Annotated in this window: 22 protein-coding genes; 6 read left to right on the top strand and 16 right to left on the bottom strand. The window is 35.8% G+C overall.

Annotation, left to right across the window (positions count from 1 at the left end; translation table 11 throughout):
• Positions 1–98: 98 nt before the first annotated feature.
• Complete coding sequence (locus DUT69_RS07905; RefSeq protein WP_205314236.1) at positions 99–1,295, top strand: pyridoxal phosphate-dependent aminotransferase; 1,197 nt, start codon at positions 99–101, stop codon at positions 1,293–1,295.
• Positions 1,296–1,415: 120 nt separating this feature from the next.
• On the opposite strand, the gene DUT69_RS07900 is transcribed toward DUT69_RS07905, so the two are convergent.
• Entirely contained in the window at positions 1,416–2,660 is a 1,245-nt protein-coding gene (locus tag DUT69_RS07900) for an ABC transporter permease (protein WP_113652696.1), read from the bottom strand.
• A 160-nt stretch (positions 2,661–2,820) separates the two neighbouring features.
• Between DUT69_RS07900 and queA the strand changes: the two genes are divergently transcribed.
• Both queA and DUT69_RS07890 read left to right on the top strand, forming a co-directional pair.
• Positions 2,821–3,870 carry a tRNA preQ1(34) S-adenosylmethionine ribosyltransferase-isomerase QueA gene (queA, locus tag DUT69_RS07895; RefSeq protein ID WP_113652695.1) on the top strand — a complete coding sequence of 350 codons (1,050 nt, stop codon included), beginning with the start codon at positions 2,821–2,823 and terminating at the stop codon, positions 3,868–3,870.
• 88 nt (positions 3,871–3,958) lie between these two features.
• On the top strand, positions 3,959–4,624 hold the full coding sequence (locus DUT69_RS07890; RefSeq protein WP_113652694.1) for a 2-C-methyl-D-erythritol 4-phosphate cytidylyltransferase: 666 nt from the start codon (positions 3,959–3,961) through the stop codon (positions 4,622–4,624).
• A gap of 50 nt (positions 4,625–4,674) precedes the next feature.
• Here DUT69_RS07890 and DUT69_RS07885 read toward each other — a convergent pair whose 3' ends face one another.
• The 13 genes from DUT69_RS07885 to DUT69_RS07825 form a co-directional block, all read right to left on the bottom strand.
• A complete protein-coding gene (locus tag DUT69_RS07885) occupies positions 4,675–4,827 on the bottom strand; it encodes a lmo0937 family membrane protein (protein WP_113652693.1) in 153 nt (50 codons plus the stop codon).
• 151 nt (positions 4,828–4,978) lie between these two features.
• Positions 4,979–5,200 carry a DUF2795 domain-containing protein gene (locus DUT69_RS07880; RefSeq protein ID WP_008240955.1) on the bottom strand — a complete coding sequence of 74 codons (222 nt, stop codon included), beginning with the start codon at positions 5,198–5,200 and terminating at the stop codon, positions 4,979–4,981.
• A 92-nt stretch (positions 5,201–5,292) separates the two neighbouring features.
• Positions 5,293–5,841 carry a cob(I)yrinic acid a,c-diamide adenosyltransferase gene (locus DUT69_RS07875; protein ID WP_113652692.1) on the bottom strand — a complete coding sequence of 183 codons (549 nt, stop codon included), beginning with the start codon at positions 5,839–5,841 and terminating at the stop codon, positions 5,293–5,295.
• A gap of 108 nt (positions 5,842–5,949) precedes the next feature.
• Entirely contained in the window at positions 5,950–6,708 is a 759-nt protein-coding gene (locus tag DUT69_RS07870) for an ABC transporter ATP-binding protein (protein WP_205314235.1), read from the bottom strand.
• 56 nt (positions 6,709–6,764) lie between these two features.
• Positions 6,765–7,055, bottom strand: a complete 291-nt coding sequence (gene gatC, locus DUT69_RS07865; RefSeq protein WP_113652690.1) for an Asp-tRNA(Asn)/Glu-tRNA(Gln) amidotransferase subunit GatC — start codon at positions 7,053–7,055, stop codon at positions 6,765–6,767.
• Positions 7,052–7,780 (bottom strand): lysophospholipid acyltransferase family protein, encoded by a 729-nt coding sequence (locus DUT69_RS07860; protein WP_113652689.1) that lies wholly within the window; start codon positions 7,778–7,780, stop codon positions 7,052–7,054. Before DUT69_RS07860 ends, gatC begins: the two co-directional genes overlap by 4 nt.
• Before the next feature lie 218 nt (positions 7,781–7,998).
• Positions 7,999–8,520 carry a hypothetical protein gene (locus DUT69_RS07855; RefSeq protein WP_113652688.1) on the bottom strand — a complete coding sequence of 174 codons (522 nt, stop codon included), beginning with the start codon at positions 8,518–8,520 and terminating at the stop codon, positions 7,999–8,001.
• A gap of 6 nt (positions 8,521–8,526) precedes the next feature.
• Positions 8,527–9,429 carry a histone deacetylase family protein gene (locus tag DUT69_RS07850; RefSeq protein ID WP_113652687.1) on the bottom strand — a complete coding sequence of 301 codons (903 nt, stop codon included), beginning with the start codon at positions 9,427–9,429 and terminating at the stop codon, positions 8,527–8,529.
• A gap of 3 nt (positions 9,430–9,432) precedes the next feature.
• Positions 9,433–10,293: a bestrophin family protein gene (locus tag DUT69_RS07845; RefSeq protein ID WP_113652686.1), complete on the bottom strand. Its 861-nt coding sequence runs from the start codon at positions 10,291–10,293 to the stop codon at positions 9,433–9,435.
• Positions 10,290–11,576 (bottom strand): kynureninase, encoded by a 1,287-nt coding sequence (gene kynU, locus DUT69_RS07840; protein WP_113652685.1) that lies wholly within the window; start codon positions 11,574–11,576, stop codon positions 10,290–10,292. The genes DUT69_RS07845 and kynU overlap by 4 nt, the downstream gene beginning before the upstream one ends.
• 67 nt (positions 11,577–11,643) lie before the next feature.
• On the bottom strand, positions 11,644–12,132 hold the full coding sequence (locus DUT69_RS07835; protein WP_113652684.1) for a pyridoxamine 5'-phosphate oxidase family protein: 489 nt from the start codon (positions 12,130–12,132) through the stop codon (positions 11,644–11,646).
• A gap of 69 nt (positions 12,133–12,201) precedes the next feature.
• On the bottom strand, positions 12,202–12,807 hold the full coding sequence (locus tag DUT69_RS07830; protein WP_113652683.1) for a DNA-3-methyladenine glycosylase: 606 nt from the start codon (positions 12,805–12,807) through the stop codon (positions 12,202–12,204).
• A complete protein-coding gene (locus DUT69_RS07825) occupies positions 12,800–13,276 on the bottom strand; it encodes a GAF domain-containing protein (protein ID WP_113652682.1) in 477 nt (158 codons plus the stop codon). The genes DUT69_RS07830 and DUT69_RS07825 overlap by 8 nt, the downstream gene beginning before the upstream one ends.
• A 154-nt stretch (positions 13,277–13,430) precedes the next feature.
• Between DUT69_RS07825 and DUT69_RS07820 the strand changes: the two genes are divergently transcribed.
• From DUT69_RS07820 to DUT69_RS07810, 3 genes are all read left to right on the top strand, one after another.
• Positions 13,431–15,599: a S46 family peptidase gene (locus DUT69_RS07820; RefSeq protein WP_113652681.1), complete on the top strand. Its 2,169-nt coding sequence runs from the start codon at positions 13,431–13,433 to the stop codon at positions 15,597–15,599.
• A gap of 63 nt (positions 15,600–15,662) precedes the next feature.
• The gene (locus DUT69_RS07815; protein ID WP_113652680.1) at positions 15,663–15,911 is read left to right on the top strand and encodes a hypothetical protein; all 249 of its coding nucleotides are present in this window, start codon (positions 15,663–15,665) and stop codon (positions 15,909–15,911) included.
• 357 nt (positions 15,912–16,268) lie between these two features.
• Entirely contained in the window at positions 16,269–16,904 is a 636-nt protein-coding gene (locus DUT69_RS07810; protein WP_162796214.1) for a hypothetical protein, read from the top strand.
• A 3-nt stretch (positions 16,905–16,907) separates the two neighbouring features.
• On the opposite strand, the gene DUT69_RS07805 is transcribed toward DUT69_RS07810, so the two are convergent.
• Positions 16,908–17,372, bottom strand: coding sequence for an RES family NAD+ phosphorylase (locus DUT69_RS07805; RefSeq protein WP_113652678.1), 465 nt, complete (start codon positions 17,370–17,372; stop codon positions 16,908–16,910).
• Entirely contained in the window at positions 17,369–17,800 is a 432-nt protein-coding gene (locus DUT69_RS07800; protein WP_113652677.1) for an antitoxin Xre-like helix-turn-helix domain-containing protein, read from the bottom strand. The genes DUT69_RS07805 and DUT69_RS07800 overlap by 4 nt, the downstream gene beginning before the upstream one ends.
• Positions 17,801–17,826 lie beyond the last annotated feature (26 nt).

Here is a 17,826-nt window from a genome sequence, read left to right as displayed (position 1 = left end):
AATTCAAAAATACGTTTTAAACCGATATTTTACGAAAATTATCTTTTTTTAGAGCCTAATAGCAAATGTTTTTATATTTGCTACCTCACAATTTCATTATGACATTTTTATCCCAAAGAATCAACAGTTTATCTGAGTCTGCCACCCTAAAAATGACCAAATTAGGTCGTGAGTTAGCAGCAAAAGGAATCAACGTTATTAGCCTAAGCATTGGCGAGCCAGATTTTAATACGCCAGAACATGTAAAAGAAGCCGCGAAAAAAGCTTTAGACGAAAACTATACTCGTTACTCTCCTGTTCCTGGCTACCCAGAATTGCGCCAAGCTATTGTTAATAAGTTAAAGAGAGAGAACAACCTAGATTACGATATTTCTCAAATTGTTGTTTCTACAGGAGCAAAACAGTCATTGTCAAATGTTATTTTAACTTTAATTAATCCTGGAGATGAGGTAATTATCCCTACTCCGTATTGGGTTTCTTACTCTGAGATGGTTGTTTTGGCAGAAGGTAAATCTGTTTTTATAGATACAGATATTGAAAGCAATTTTAAAATTACCCCAGCGCAATTAGAGGCAGCCATTACACCTAAAACAAAACTTTTCATGTTTTCTTCGCCTTGTAACCCTACAGGTTCAGTGTACAGCAAAGATGAACTGGCGGCATTGGTTGAGGTTTTTGAAAGATATCCGAACGTTTTTATTCTATCTGATGAAATTTACGAGCATATCAACTTTGTTGATAAACACGAATCGATAGCGCAGTTTAACAGCATTAAAGAAAGGGTAATTGTTGTAAATGGCTTTTCTAAGGCCTTTGCAATGACGGGATGGAGATTAGGTTATATTGCAGCTAGTAAAGAAATTGCAGCAGCTAACGATAAAATGCAAGGCCAAACTACATCGGGTACATGTTCTATTGCGCAACGTGCTGGCATTGCTGCGTATGACCAAGGACTTGAGACTGTTTTAGAAATGAAAAAAGCATTTGCTAGAAGAAGACAATTAGTTTACGATTTGCTTAATGATATACCAGGTGTAAAAACCAATCTTCCAGATGGTGCTTTCTATTTCTTCCCAGAAATTAGTTCTTTTTTTGGCAAAAAAGACGCCAATGGAACTGAAATTAAAGATTCAGCTGATTTAGCATTATACCTTTTAAATGAAGGACATGTAGCAACCGTTGGTGGAGATTCTTTCGGTAACAATAATTACATCCGTTTATCTTATGCGGCATCTGATGAGGCTTTAACAGAAGCTTTGAGAAGAATAAAAGAAGCATTGAGTAAATTAGTTTAATTCCTAAATTCCATAAAGTGGAATTCCTATAAAAAAAAGAGCGCTGAATAATTCAGCGCTCTTTTTTTTATAAAATATTTTAAGCAACTAACGAAGTGCCCTTTAGTAGATCTAAAAAGCTTAAGACCTGATTGCTTCTACCGGATCTAACCTTGAAGCGGAGTATGCTGGCCAAAATCCGGCTATAAGTCCGATTGCTACAGACCAAGATAAACCCGTTATAATATTTTTAAGGTAGAGCGTTACCTTAAAATCTGATGTACTGGTAATAACTACAGATAATATGTACACTAGCAACAGCCCAAGCAAACCACCCATAATACATAATGCAACAGATTCGAAAACAAACTGCATCAAAATGAAATAGTTTTTAGCACCTAATGACTTCTGAATACCAATAATATTGGTACGCTCTTTAACAGAAACAAACATAATATTTGCGATACCAAAGCCTCCTACTAATACCGAAAAGCCACCAATTATGGTCCCTGCAATATTAATTACACCAAACATAATATCTAACTGATTAGATAGCATCGTAGTTTTATTCAAAGCAAAATCGTCCTCTTCACCCGGTTTTAACCTATGTATAGAACGCATTAAACCTCTTAGCTCATTTTCTACCTCTTCTAAAGAGATGTCTTCTCTGCCTCTAACCGTAACCTGCGGATTATACCTTTCGTTATTAACATCAAAAATCCCTTTGGCTAAATTTAGTGGAATAAGAACGTTCTTATCTTGAGACATTCCCATCATGTCTTCGCCTTCTTTTTTATAAACGCCAATTACGGTAACTCTTCGCCCCATAACGTTAATCTGTTTACCAATCGGGCTATCTGTATCAAATAAACCTTCGGCAATTTCGGCGCCTAAAATACAAACTGGCGATCCGTATTGGCTCTCGTTGGCGGTGAAGTATCTACCCTCCTGAAATTCCAAATCCCAAGTTTTATCATATTCATGAGAAGCCGCTGCAACGTTTGCCCCCTCTACCGAACTACTATTATATTTAACTGTCCTGTTGCTGGCATTCACCTCATAACAAACACCAACAGCCATATCCATGCGGTCTTTTAACCCTGCGTAATCACGCAAAGATGGTTCCGGACGGTTCATATATTTCCACCATGGAGAATTATCTTCAAAAATCCATGGCCATTTTTGAACAAACAATGTACTAGAACCCAGCTTATCTACACTGCTTTGGATTTTGTCTCGTAGGCTATCTACACCAGAGTAAACCGCGATAATTATAAATATACCTATTGTAATACCTAAAAGGGATAATGCGGTGCGGAGTTTATTCTGGCTGATGGCGTCCCATGCGAAACGAAAGCTCTCGCCAATAATTCTAAATATCATCATGTTGGTTTAGACCAAAAATACTTAAAAAGGTTACAGCTTTGTAAGTATAATATAAAAAATACAATTTAATTTTTACTGGCGGATATAGTACGTAATATAAATTATAAAATAGAGAATTAAATATGTAAATTTGCGCCCTAATTTACTACATCAATAAAACATGAAGTTATCTCAATTTAAGTTTAATTTACCCGAATCGCTTTTAGCAAATAATCCAGCAGAACATAGAGACGAGGCTCGTTTAATGGTTTTACACAAGGATAGTGGTAAGATTGAACATAAGATTTTTAAAGACGTTTTAGGATATTTTGACGATAAGGATGTAATGATTCTTAACAACACTAAGGTTTTTCCTGCTCGTTTATATGGCAATAAAGAAAAAACTGGTGCTACAATCGAAGTTTTCTTACTTCGCGAGTTGAACAAAGAATTACGTTTATGGGATGTTTTAGTAGATCCAGCTCGTAAAATCCGTGTCGGCAACAAATTATATTTCGGTGACGATGATTTGTTAGTTGCTGAAGTTGTGGATAATACTACATCTCGTGGTCGTACAATTCGTTTCTTGTTTGACGGTACAGACGAAGAGTTTAGAAGAAACGTGGAGATTTTAGGAGAGACACCACTTCCTAAATACATTAAGCGTAAAGCAACTGATTTAGACAAAGAACGTTACCAAACTATTTTTGCTAAGCACGAGGGTGCAGTTGCGGCACCTACTGCCGGTTTACATTTCAGTAGAGAGTTAATGAAACGCCTTGAACTAAAAGGTATAGACTTTGCTGAAGTTACATTACACGTTGGCTTAGGCACATTTAGAACTGTTGAAGTGGAAGATTTGACTAAGCACAAGATGGATTCTGAGCAATTTATCATCGAGCAAAAGGCTGCAGATACGGTTAACAAAGCTTTGGAAGAAAAAAGAAGAATTTGTGCGGTTGGTACTACGTCAATGCGTGCTATCGAATCTGCAGTTTCTTCTAACAGAACGTTAAAAGCCGCTAATGATTGGACAAGCAAATTTATCTTCCCTCCTTACGATTTTAGCATTGCGAACAGCATGATCACCAATTTCCATACATCTGAATCTACTTTGTTAATGATGGTTAGTGCGTTTGGTGGTTACGAAAACGTAATGAATGCTTACGAGGTTGCAGTTAAAGAAAAATATCGCTTCTATAGCTACGGCGACGCGATGTTGATCATATAAAATCTTAATTAATTTTTTAAGGGTGAGGTTTTAAAGAAATTCTTTAATTCTCACCCTTTTTTTATTTCTCTTTTTTAGCTTTACAGCTATGAAGTATTACGCAATAATTGTTGGCGCTGGTTCTGGAAAGAGAATGCAAACGAATGTAGCAAAGCAGTTTTTATTACTTAAAGATAAACCTGTGCTAATGCATACTATTTCTGCCTTTTACAACACGCCAGTAAAACCAGAAATAATTTTAGTATTAAATCCAGATGCGCATGCCTATTGGAATGAGTTATGTTCTCAGTTCAATTTTGATATTCCGCATTTATTAGTAAACGGTGGAGAACAAAGATTTCACTCTGTGAGGAATGGTTTAATGGCGATAAAAGAGGATGGATTTGTTGCTATACATGATGCAGTAAGACCGCTTACAAGTGCAAAACTAATTGTTAAATCTTACAGTTCTGCTGAAGAAAATGGTAACGCTATCACAAGCATTAAACCAAGCGATTCAGTTCGCAGAGTTATTTCAGAGACAAATAGTGAAGTGGTTAATCGTGATGAGCTAGTTTTGATACAAACGCCACAAACATTTCAGTTAGAACAATTAACAATTGCTTACCAGCAACATTATCAGGCTAGTTTTACTGATGACGCTTCGGTAGTAGAAAAAGCCGGATTTAGAATAAACTTAATCGAAGGTGAGAGAAACAATTTCAAGATCACCTATCCGGAAGATTTAGAATTAGCTAGTTTACTTATAAAATAGAAAAGCTCCAGCAAATATTTTGCTGGAGCTTTTTAGTAATTCCTTTTCTATTAGGCTGCGCCTCTAATTACTCTTAATAAAATAGCTACAATAGCTATTACCAATAATGCGTGGATAATACCACCTGTATAAAAACCACCGAAGAAGCTAATAGCCCAAATGATTACTAAAATAACTGCGATAACATAAAGTAGATTTCCCATAAGTTTAAGTTTTAAGTAGAATTGTTAATTTTTAAATGATAATTCGATTCGTTAATCGTTTTTCTCCATCATTAACAAAGCAGTTTTCAAATTGTTCTATAGGGAAATAAAAAAGCCTCCGATTTTTTTTCGAAGGCTTTAATTCTAGCTATTAATATTCATCCTCATTAAAGAAGAAATCATCTTTAGTAGGATAGTCTGGCCAAATTTCTTCAATTGTTTCGTAAGGCTCACCGTCATCTTCCAGCGCTTGTAAATTTTCAATCACCTCTACAGGTGCACCAGAACGAATACCGTAATCAATTAATTCGTCTTTTGTTGCAGGCCATGGAGCGTCTTCCAAGTGCGATGCTAGTTCTAATGTCCAATACATATTCTTAGTTTATTATAAATTATCTTGTTTTACTGTTTTCGCAAAAGTATGTTAAAAAAAACAAGCAAAACAAATATTTTTTTCCACCACTTTTATAAACGTGGTATCCAAATGTTTTCAGCTGTTTTAGCATCTGCATTCAGTTTTCGTGCCAAAACAAACAAATAATCACTTAATCTGTTCAAATAAATTGTAATATTGCTGTCAACAAAACTTTCTTCTGCTAACTGCACCGTTAAACGCTCTGCTCTTCTGCATACGCAACGAGCTAAATGACAGTAAGATACCACTGTATTACCGCCTGGTAAAACGAAATGTTTTAACGCTGGTAGAACGTCATTCATTGCGTCCATTTCAATCTCTAAAAGTGTAATGTCGCTCTCCAACAAGTCAGGAATTTTCATTTTTGACCTGTCAGGGTCAGAAGCCAATGAAGATCCGATTGTGAATAACCTATCTTGAATCTCTTTAAGAATGGTTTGATGATGCGCTTCAATCTCCTGACACATGATTAAACCTATATAAGAGTTCAATTCATCAACAGTACCATAACTATCTATGCGAACATGATATTTTGGCACACGCGTGCCACCAATTAACGATGTTTGCCCTTTGTCTCCTGTTTTGGTGTAAATCTTCATATCAAGAAGGTTTTAAGTATTACGTTATAACTTATACATATGTAGCTGCAAAATAGAAGTTAAAACGCAACACCACAAACTTACTATGTAAAACCTATTGCTTAAAACTTATATAATACTTTCAAAATCATCGCCCTTTTCTTTAAGGTGAGACAATCGTGGCGACACTGTTTTAATATCTTCGTTAATATAGTCCTTTTCAATCAATCCATCACGCATTCTAACAATTCTGTGTGCATGCTGGGCAATATCCTCCTCGTGGGTTACTAAAATAATTGTATTCCCTTTGCTGTGTATTTCTTCCAACAAACCCATAATCTCTATAGATGTTTTTGTATCGAGGTTACCCGTTGGTTCATCGGCCAAAATAATAGATGGATTGTTAATTAACGCCCTTGCAACTGCAACACGTTGGCGCTGACCACCAGAAAGTTCATTGGGTTTGTGTGTAACACGATTTCCTAAACCTACATTCTCTAAAGCTTTTTGCGCTCTGGCATCACGTTCTTTTTTACTAGCACCAGCGTAAATTAATGGCAAAGCAACATTATCTAAAGATGTAGAACGAGGCAACAAATTAAAAGTTTGGAAAACGAAACCAATTTCTTTGTTTCTAACTTCTGCTAATTCATTGTCACTCATTTGGCTAACATTAGTTCCATTAAGAACATAGTCGCCTTTGCTTGGTGTATCTAAGCATCCCAAAATATTCATTAAAGTCGATTTCCCCGATCCAGATGGGCCCATTAAAGCAACAAACTCGCCTTTGTTTATATCTAAACTAACTGATTTTAAGGCATGTATAACTTCGGTCCCGATTACATATTTACGGCCAATTTCTTTAATGTTAATCAGTGCTTTCTCCATTATTTGTTTTTGTTTTTTTAGACCAACCGTAGCAGGTAAATGTTACAAGCACGTGCTTATTTTTCTATAATCTTTGGCACAAAGAAAAAACGCTCATTATGTTTAGCTGCATTTTTAAGTCCATCAGCAACCGTTATTTCTTGTTTTGCAACATCTTCACGCCAAACATTAAATTCCTCGTTCATGTAAACCAAAGGCTTTACACCTGTTGTGTCCAATTCATTTAACTTTTCCATAAAAGTAAGAATCTTGTTCATCTCACCCGTCAATGTATCAACCTCGTTATCTTTTATGGCAATTCTTGCTAAATCAGCAACTTTATAAACTGTCTTGCTATCAATTATCATTTTCGCAACTTACTATTAATTTTATTAAAAATCTCCTGTTTTAAAGCATCATCACTTTCTACTGCCAAAACCGCGGTAGAAATAGGTTCATGTACATAAATAATCCCTAATCCAGGCTTCGTACCATATTTAAATCCACTGTCCCACATTATTTCCCAAACGTTTGTAATACTAACTGGCACAATTGGCACATTATGCTCAATAGCTAACCTAAAAGGTCCATTTTTAAACTCATGCAAAATTGGTGGATATAAGTCATCTATCTTTCCTTCCGGGAAAATAATTAAACTCATCCCCTTATCTAAATTTTCACCAGCTTTTTTAAAAGCTCTAAATGCCGAAATCTTACTTGCTCTAGAAACCGCCACATCTATAGTTCTAAAAAATATACCTAAAACAGGGTTTTTCATTAATTCCTCTTTGCCCATAAAATGAAATCGGCCTTTGGCCAAAAGACAAAACAGAACAATATCCAAATTAGAGGTGTGGTTAGCACAATAGATATAAGTTTGTTTTGGATCTAATGGAGTTTCAAATTTAAATCTAAAAAATACGCCCGAAAGCGCACAAGCTACAAATGCATGTATTGCACGTAATTTATTTAGCGTTAAATATCTGCTAGGCTTACGCGTTCCCCAATAATACAGAGGCCAAAAAAGAAAGAAAAAGCTTACAATCCAAAAAGTAAAATAAAAGAAATGGAGCTTTTTTAGCAGTTTAATCATTGATGTAAAAGTACAAATTACTTATAATATAGTTATTTTAAATGTAGACTAACCAAATTGTCTTTTTGGGCGTGCCCCTAAAGGGTCGGGCTATTTGCTACAATCTTTTATTTTTTGTGCTAGCCAAATTTAACCATACTACTGACCAAAAATAAAAGGATTTTCGCGTCTATCCCTCACGCTAGCATAAAGAAAAAAAGCCGATGCTAAAAAGAACATCAAAGTTTAGTAGGAACGTTCTTCATAATGGCTAAATACATTGAATCCGTTGTATTAGAATTTTCCATGCGTTTACCGTTAAAATAGATCTGATAATTGTTTTCTTCGCTTAACTTGATATCGGCATCGCTCTTTACGTCGGTAAGCATTCCGTTATAGCTATACCTTCGCTCCATTACATTTACAATATCATCTTTAAACAAATAATTAAAGCTAGCTTTACCGGTTTCGCCAAAAACCTCCATTTCAATTTTATATAATTTACCGTTTACGTAAAAGGCCTTTACTTCATTACCTTCCAAACTCGGTAATTCTTCTAATGAAAATATATAGGTTACACTTTTTCCGCCACTTTTGTCCATGCTATTAATTTGGTTCCTTATTGAATCCAACTTGGTGTTAAACTGTGAAGTATTTTGCGCCACTACAAGCTTAGAAGTATCCGTTTTCTCAGTCTTTTTACTTTCCCGATTACAGGATGCAAAAACAATTAGCACCAATATTGTTTTTAAATATCTCATAAACGATCAACTGTATAAATCAAAAGCCGTCCTAAAGGTGTTACAATGCGCATCAACAATAACCTTGATATCTTCCGAATATCCACCCCCCATACTCACCTGAACAGGAATATTGTGTTTTAAGCAAGTTTCAAATACAAATTGGTCACGTTGTTTACAACCTGCTTTAGTTAACGAGATTTTGCCCAATTTATCACTCGCTAAAACATCTACCCCAGATAGATAAAATACAAAATCGGGCTGGTGTTGTTTAAATAATTTTGGCAATGCTTCGTACAGTTTATTCAAAAATCCCTCGTCATCCGTATCATCTGTCAATGCAATATCTAAATTGGATTGCTCCTTTCTAAAAGGAAAATTTTTATCGCCATGCATAGAAAAAGTAAACACAAGCTCCTCTCTTTCGAATATTTCTGCGGTGCCATTTCCTTGATGCACATCTAAATCTATTATTAAGATACGACTAGCTAACTTATTTTCTAGTAAATAATTAGAAGCTATAGCTTGATCGTTTAACAAACAAAATCCTTCTCCCCAATCGCTCCCTGCATGGTGCGTTCCACCAGCAACATTAAAGGCCACACCATTTTGCTGGGCAAATTTAGCTCCGTCTATTGTTCCCTGCGCTATTCTAATTTCTCGCTCTACTAACTGCTCGTTTAACGGGAAACCAATTCTACGCTGATCTTTTGCCGAAAGCGTTAGGTTTTTTAATTGCTCCCAATAGTCGTAATCATGGGTATTTACAATATACTTTTCGGGCAAAACTTCTGGTTCAAACAGATTTTCTTGTGTTATCGTCCCTTCGTGTAAAAGTTGCTCTGGTATCAACTCATACTTCAACATCGGAAACCTATGTCCCTCTGGTAAAGGATGTGCGTATAATTTATGGTAGGCTATCTTAATCATTAATTAGCCCAAAATTTCTCTCACGTGCTTCTCTATGTTATTGCAAATCTGATCTACTGGCAAATCATTTGCGTCTTCTCCAAAGGGATTCTCAATCTCTTCTGCAATCAATTCTAAACTGGCTAGCACGTATAATATAAAAGGAACAATTGGCACTACAAAATAGCCTAAACTAAAAACCCATCCTATTGGCAACGTAAGAACATAAATGAAGATAAACTTCTTTATGAAAGCACTATAAGAATATGGAATGGGAGTATTTTTTATTCGCTCACAACCTCCACATATATCAGTAAACTGATTAGCATCATTACTTAACGTGATAAGCTGTTCCTGCGTTATTTTACCTTCTGCCTGCAAAGTATAAAGCCTGCTGAAAAGACTACCAGCAATCTGGTTTGGGATATGTTTACCGCCATCAACTTCAATTAAAAAGCTGTCTTTACCGAAATACTGCTTTTCTCGCAAATGCTCTTTTAAGGCAAAAGCATATTTTGGAATTCCGTATTTGAAAAATTCAATATCATCTTGACTAAGATTAGACGCTTTTAATTTTATGGCAAAATTGCGACTTACATTCACTAATCCGCCTAAAAAACGTCTTCCTTCCCACCATCTATCGTAAGATGTATTAGTTCTAAAGACCAATAGCATAGAAATTACAAAACCTAATAAATTGTGCATCATGCCCACATTTTTGATATAGGTTGTTTCGGCCAATTTAAGGTAATTTAGCTCCAGATAAGCAACTCCTGCGGAAAACACGGCAACGCTTATCATCAACGGCCACAACTTTCTAAACGTATCTGCCTTATGAATATGAAATATAAAGTGTACCCATTCTTTAGGGTTATAATTTATCATTTTTCAGCTTTGCTAAGATTTAACAATAATTTGCCGGTTCTGAAAACATCTTCAAAACTGTTGTACATAGGTACCGGACTTAAACGAATAACGTTAGGTTCTCGCCAATCTCCTAATATGTTTTCAGCCACTAGTGCATCAAATATCTGTTTTCCGTTTTCTTTGGCGATAATAGAAACTTGAGCGCCTCGATCGTTTTCATTTCTCGGGGTAATAATCTTGTATTGTTCTTTACCTAATTTTATATTAACTTGATCTATAACATAAAAAAGGTATTCAGTTAACGTAATACTTTTATTTCTTAATGCCGTCATGAAACCTGCTTTTTTAAATAATTTCAACGAGGCATGATAAAGCGCCATTGGCATTACTTGCGTACAACTCACTTGCCAACCATCTGCACCGAGCTCAGGAATAAAACCCTTTTCCATCTTAAATCTCTCCTTTTCTTTGTAACCCCACCATCCCGCAAAGCGATTTAAAGAGCTATCTGAGAAATGCTTTTGGTGCACAAAAATCCCACCTATACCACCTGGGCCAGCGTTTTGGTATTTATAAGAGCACCAGCAGGCGAAATCTATATCCCAATCGTGCAACTGAACAGGAACATTACCCGCAGCGTGTGCCAAATCAAAGCCAACTACCGCTCCAATACTGTGGCCAGCTTTAGTAATTGCAGGCATATCAAACCATTGACCGGTAAAATAATTTATCCCTCCAAAAAGCACTAAAGCAATTTCATCGCCGTTTTCCACTATACTGTTTACAATATCCTCTGTCCGTAACGTGTATTCACCTTCACGTGGCTTTACTTCGATAATTGCATCAGCAGGATTAAAACCACGAAAACGAACCTGACTTTCGATAGCATATTGGTCTGATGGAAATGCTCCACTTTCCATTATGATTTTAAACTTTTTGGCTGTTGGCTTATAGAAGCTAACCATCAATAAATGCAGGTTAACCGTGAGCGTATTCATTGGGCAAACCTCTTCGGGGCTAGCTCCAACAATTGGTGCCATGAGTTTTTTAAGTTCTTTGTGGTAAAACATCCATGGAGATTCTCCTTCAAACCAACCTTCAACCGCCAGGTTTTCCCAATTAGATAACTGATTGTTCAGAACCTCTTTTGCAACTTTAGGTTGCAATCCTAAAGAATTACCACATAGGTAGATAAATGGTTTCCCATTTTGCTTGGGAAATAAATATTCTTCACGCAATTCCCGAAGCGGATCGTTTGAATCTAAAGCCTGCGCATAGGCTAAATTATTCTCAAAATTCATACACCAATTATAACAAAAAAAAGCCTAACCATTTGGCTAGACTTTATTTTTAAAACATTTATCCTATTTAAAATTTCAACTTTTCATGTTCTCCCAAATCCGGTGTACTTCCAGTAACAATTGCTTTTAGCATATTAAAAACAACCACCATTTTACTAGAACTAGCGTCCCAATACTCAGCAACGTCTGGTGTAACTTTTATTAAAATCAAATTCGGATCGCTAGCACCATCGGGAAACCATGCTTTTACAAAAGGCGAAAAATATGCTTCCTTACGAGCTTGGTCATCAACTAATTCCGCTTTCCCATTAACATATAAATATGTATTACTAGAAGGATCGCTATATCCCAAATTAACGTCATTATCTTTTGATATTTCTTTCGATTTTAACGAATACTCATTAGTAAAAAACCAAATACTCCCATCCTCCTCTATTTTTGCAGTCCCCATGGGTCTGCTACTAAAACTCCCTTTGCTATCAATTGTATTCAACATACAAATTCTAACCTTCTCAGCGATTTCCTTTAGTATGGCTATGTTTTTTTCATTTTTCATATCAGATGATTTTGTTATAAAACACCTGATGTAATGAAAGGTTTGCCAGTAAATCCAGAAAGCATAGAATTAAGAATTTGGCTTGCTAACAAATTTATTCCCTTTAACATAAAATCGCCAAGGTAAAAGAGCGTGATCCCCAGCATAATCTACACCAACCCTCGGAGAAGCTATAATTTCACCTTCCTTAAAAGAAATTGCACTATTCTCAATCCAAATTTCATCACCTATTAAATCTTTTGCATTCAGTTCTTTAGTTATACCTAATGCCTTTGAGAGCGCTCCTGGCCCAGCAGTTATTCTATTTGCGAACCTATCCATCCCTCTTCTTAGCATCATTTCCTCTATACCTACAACAGGCTCAATCCCCCGAATTAAAACAGCCTGTGGTATTCCCTCACCGCCAGTAACAACATTAAACAAATAATGAATTCCGTAGCACAGGTAAACATAAGAAACGCCACCAGATTGATACATTGTAGCTGTTCTCGGCGTATATCTGCCATTGTAAGCGTGAGACGCTTTATCAATTATTCCATTATATGCCTCTGTTTCTACTATAACGCCGCCTGTCAAAACACCATCAATCAAAGTAAATAACTGCTTACCCAATAATTGTTTTGCCAAATTCAAGACATCGCTTTGCTGATAAAAAGATTGGCTTAATTTAGGCATTTAAAAAGCTAATAATTTTCTTTAAATAAAGTTCATCAACTTCATCAAAATGAGAAAGATATTCACTATCTACATCTAAGACTCCGATAATTTCATTTGCCTTGTAAAGTGGTAATACAATTTCAGATTTTGAAGCTGATGCGCAAGCAATATGACCAGGAAATTCATCGACATTCGGAACGATTAAGATCTGTTCCTGTTGCCACGATGCACCACAAACCCCCTTGCCTTTTTTAATACGCGTACAAGCAACAGGGCCTTGAAAGGGTCCTAACACCAATTCATCATTTTTAACCAAGTAGAAACCAACCCAAAACCAACCAAATTGTTCCTTCAGGGCCGCACAAATGTTAGCTAAATTTGCTATTAAATCTGTCTCACCATAAAGCAACGCCTCTATCTGAGGAATCAGCGATTCGTATTGCTCCTCTTTTGTACCTATCCTAGAAATACTTAAATCTTCAGCCATAATAAATAAAAATGAATTTATACAAATCTAAGCAATGGAACGATATTTTAAATTACTGCAAGACATATTAACATTTAGAAGACTATTCAACATACTGTACTTGCTTTGAACAAAATGACTAGATTTGAATTTTACGAGTATAATACACAACAATATGAACAAGAAAACCTTATTAATCACTTTACTGCTTTGTGGTGGATTAGCGCAGTATGCCTATAAAACACCTGAGGAAGGAATGTTTCCACTGAGCGAAATACACAAAGTGGATTTAAAAAAAGCAGGGCTGAAAATTGATCAAAACGAAGTTTATAACCCAAATGGAATTAGTTTAGTTGATGCTTTGGTAAATGTTGGCGGGTGTACAGGATCATTCGTATCTAACGAAGGCTTAATCATTACCAACCACCATTGTGCGTTTAGCGCCGTACAATTAGCTAGTACGCCAGAAAAAGATTATCTAAACAATGGATTTGTAGCAAAATCAAATGAAGAAGAAATTGAAGCCAAAGGCTTAACCTGTCGAATTACTGATAGTTATGAAGATGTTTCGGATAAGGTATTAGGTGCAGTTGCGCAAATTGATGATCCCGCAACAAGACTTCAATTGATAAACAATGCCATGAAAAACATTGCATTGGAGGCTGAAAAAAACGATCCAAGCATTAAAGCCGAAGTATCTGAAATGTTTATCGGAAAGAGCTACGTTTTATTTAAATACAAAACCATACAAGACGTTAGGTTAGTATATATCCCAAATCGTAAGGTTGGAGAATATGGTGGCGAAACCGACAACTGGGTTTGGCCTCGTCACACGGGAGATTACTCGTTTATGAGAGCTTACGTTGGAAAGGATGGTAAACCTGCAAAATACTCAAAGGACAACATCCCTTACACGCCTAAAAAATTCTTGAAAGTAAATCCTGCGGGAACAAATGAAGAAGATTTTGTATTCATTTTAGGTTATCCGGGAAGAACGTTCCGTCATCGTCCTGCGCAATTTATAGCCTACCAGCAAGAATTCGTACTTCCTTACACCTCAGACTTGTACGACTTCCAGAACGCAACGATGGAAAACGCTGGCAAAAAAGATAAAACCACCGAACTTAAGCTTGCAACCCGAATTAAGAGAAATGCCAATGTAATGAAAAACTACAGAGGCAAATTACAAGGCTTAAAAGCGATAGACCTTGTTGCGCAGAAAAAACAAGAAGACGCTGCATTAGCCGAGTTTATTAACGGCAACACGGAAGTAAAAGCTCAATACGGAAGTTTGATGAGCAACATAGATCAACTTTATAAGCAAATAAACGGGGACGCAAACCGCGATTTATGGTTAACCCAGATCTACACCTCAACTAGTTTGTTAAACGTTTCTAAACAGATAAACGCGTTCAAAACTGCGCTTTCTAGCCAGCCAAATGCTCAAAAGGAGTCATTTTTTAACGAGAATGTTTCTAAACTAAAACAGTCTTTAAATGGCATTTACGAATCGTACGATATTGATGTAGATAGAAAAATTTTAAAGAAAATGCTAAGTGATGCATCTGCGTTTAACACGATACAACGTGTTAGTGCCGTTGACAAAATTACCAGCAAGGGTTCGAACAATGAAACCATGATTAATGACTTTATTAACGATTCTTTTGGACTGAGTAAACTTAAAGACCAAAACTACGTATTCAGCACATTATTAAAATCAAGCAAATCTATTAATGATTATAACGATGCGATTTTAGAATTCGAGAAAGGCATTGCGAAACAAATTGCAGATTTAAAGCCTGAGAAAGATAGACGTGATGGCGTGTTAAACAAACTGATGGGTGATTACGTAAATGTTAAAGAAAAGTTTTTAAAGAAAGGCTTTATACCTGATGCCAATAGCACACTTCGATTAACTTACGGCCATGTTAGAGGTTACTCGCCTGCAGATGCAACATATATGGCTCCATACACCAGCATTAAAGGAATTTTAGAAAAAGGCGCATCTGGAAAACCTGAATTTGCTTATCCAAACGAAATTAAAACACTTTGGGAAGCGAAGGATTTTGGTCCTTTTGCAAAGAAGGACTTAAATGATGTTCCTGTATCATTCTTATACAATATGGACACAACTGGAGGAAACTCAGGTTCGCCAATTATGAACGCAAACGGAGAACTTATCGGCGTTAACTTTGATCGTGCTTATGGAGCCACCATAAACGACTATGCCTGGAATGAAAGCTACAGCCGATCTATCGGGGTAGATATTCGTTACGTTTTATGGGTTGCTTCAAAAATTGACAAGGCCGATTTTCTACTAAAAGAAATGGGCGTTAAACTTTAAAATATTTCGAACCTAATCGCCATTGTTAAGTTAATTTTCAATGGCGATTTTCATTTAAATAATATGAGAATTATAGCAGAATTACCATTACCAGAATGCAAGGTTACCTTGTTTAGCATGAACCAAAAATACATTATCAAGTTTGAGCAAGGTCAGTTCGAGCAAAGCTACAAACTATCAGAGCTAGACTTAACAGGAGGTGGAGCTAATGAAGTATTTGAATTATTAGACGAAGAGTTTGTTGCCAGTGTAATCGAAAGATTTAAAACGATGAGAACGGATTTCTCGTCTACTTATAAAAGACATCAGTAAAACTGTATATAACAAACATAAAAAACTGTAAGTAAACAACTTAAATAAGTAAACAAAATTTAATTCTGTATTTCACGATCAATAACATCTTAAAAGTACAATTTAAAAAAACTAAAACTTAATGTTAATAAAAACAAAGTATTGAAATACAGACGACTAAATATTGATAAAGAATAATATTTTGTTTATTTAAATAGCCAAATTTATGAGAGGTTTGGCTATTTTATTTTATTTTCGTGAAAAAACAACAACTTTATTAAACACTTCAATATTAGCTAAAAAAATTGCATTCAGGCACTGGCGAAAACAAAAACTTCTCTCCGTATGTTGTTGCTAAAAATCGATCAACAACTATATATGAAAAAGTATTTAGCCCCCCTATTCTTTGTCGCAATTATGATTGCTAGCACTCAGAAAAATTTCGCACAAAACACACAACGCCCCGACAAACTTTACACCATGAGTGGAATTGGTTTTGCTTTTCCGGTAGGCGAAACCGCAGACTATTTGAAACCCAAATTCTCTACTTCATTAGGATTAAATTTAGGTTTAGGAAATAGTGGATTATTCTTATATCCTAAAGTTAGTTTACACGCATTTTCTATGAATGAACTTGCTCCAGATAATGGCTATAATTACGCCTTGCAAAAATCTAGAGCAACCACTTATTTGTTAAACGTTGCGCTCGGCTACCGAAAAATTTCTGGAAAATTTGCTTTTTACGGATTTGCCGGTGGTGGTGGCGGGATGGTACTTACACCAAGGATAACTGTAAACAACGGAACTCAGATTGCAGAGCTCGACAATAAAAGTATCGGTATGGGAATGATTGAAGCCGGAGCAGGAACTGAATATAATATAGGCGGTGCAAACCTTTTTATAGAAGCTGGATATATGCATGGGTTTACCAAGATCCAAAACCGCAGTTTCGCTACCGTTCCAATTTCGGTTGGAATTAAACCAAACTTAAGTAAATTGTTCTACAAGAAATAAAAATTACATTAAGCGCTGTAGATACCTGTAATCAGTTTTAAAATCTACGGCGCTTTTAATCTTAAGCTTGTCCATTTGAATTGAATTCGGATTGATAATAAAATTTCGCTCTTGAGGAATAAGAACAGATGGAACTGAAAAAGCCAAAACTGAAGAGTCATTTAAAATTTGTGTTCCAAGCCACTGCGTATAAGAAATATCGTTTTTCCATCGAGAGTCAAGTTTTCCAGCATCAACTTTTATAACAACTTCTTCATCATCAGGAATTTCTATCTCTAGCACAGCTACATTTAACATATTCTCTTTAGCATTGGCATGCACAAACTTTTCTAAAAACGCCAAAGACAAATGCTGACTAGTATAAATACAAGGCGTATCCACTTCATTCCACCTACCTCCAAATAATTTAGCACCTATACCGGTCAAATCATCAACGTACTTTTTGTCGCATAAACGATAGAGTATCATATATAAACTCCATGAGCAATACGACCAAGCTCAGTAGCAATAAGTTTTACACCCCAAAAAGATTTCAAAGTATTAAAATCAAGATTAGCACCCAAAACATTTTTAGAAGATATCAACCAATTTTTAAGGGTTTCTGGGGATGAAAAAACCTCCGAAGCCATAACAGCTAAATTCTCTAATTGATAAAGATGCTCAGCATATAACCCTTCGAAAGGTTTGCCATCTTTAATGTAGCGCTGTAAGGTTCTATCACTGATATGCAAAATGTCAGCCCATTCTGCTTGACTAAAAGAAAGTTTTCTGCTAAGTTCTTCGAAACTAGCCATTGAAAATTCATTTAGTTTTTTGCCGGTTAAATATAACACTTCTGGCTCTGAAGCAATTTGCATAGAATTGCGTTCGGGATATTGATAATTTATTGTTTTCATGATTCAAACAATTTGTCATACCAATA

The sequence above is a fragment of the Pedobacter namyangjuensis genome (genome assembly GCF_003313325.1).
Lineage (GTDB): Bacteria > Bacteroidota > Bacteroidia > Sphingobacteriales > Sphingobacteriaceae > Pedobacter > Pedobacter namyangjuensis.
This window is presented reverse-complemented; position numbering and strand designations above follow the sequence as displayed.